We start from the raw sequence: 646 nt of genomic DNA on the forward strand, positions 1-646 counted from the left end.
GAGCTTGTTATCAGCCTTTTATACCATCGTCAGTTAGATGAAGAATGGCAAGTGGCTGCAAGAGAGTTAAAAGCGACACTTGAGACTCACTTTCCTAAAGTAAGCGTCATTGGTCGGGCTAGAAAACAAAAGCTTATTATCGACAACGATTTTGTTATTGAACGGTTGCCGGTAAGCGGTAGAGAATTTATATTCAAGCATATAGAAAACAGCTTTACTCAGCCTAACGCTGAGGTGAACTGCAAAATGATTGAGTGGGCGCTAGATTGTGTGAAACCGCTCTCTGGCGACTTACTGGAAATGTATTGCGGTGCAGGTAACTTCTCTCTACCGCTAGCGCTTCACTTCGATAATGTAGTGGGTACCGAAATAGCTAAACCTTCAGTGCAGGCTGCTCAGTTTAATATTGAGCAAAATAATCTGACAAATGTAAAAATTGTTAGGTTAGCGGCTGAAGAATTTACTCAGGCTATGAAGGGCGAGCGTACATTTAGTCGTTTGGAAGGCATTGATTTAAGCACATATAACTTCACCACTGTATTGGTCGATCCGCCAAGAGCTGGGTTAGATGAAGATTCGCTAAGAATGATCCAGGATTACGATAATATTGTGTATATCTCTTGTAACCCTGAAACTTTGGCGCAAA

General features: G+C 41.6%; 1 pseudogene. It reads left to right on the forward strand.

The window, feature by feature from the left end:
- A pseudogene (locus tag KL866_RS09240) lies at positions 1-646 on the forward strand (tRNA (uridine(54)-C5)-methyltransferase TrmA); the annotation flags it as partial.

Origin of the sequence: Alteromonas sp. ALT199 (assembly GCF_018619335.1) — a bacterium.
GTDB lineage: Bacteria > Pseudomonadota > Gammaproteobacteria > Enterobacterales > Alteromonadaceae > Alteromonas.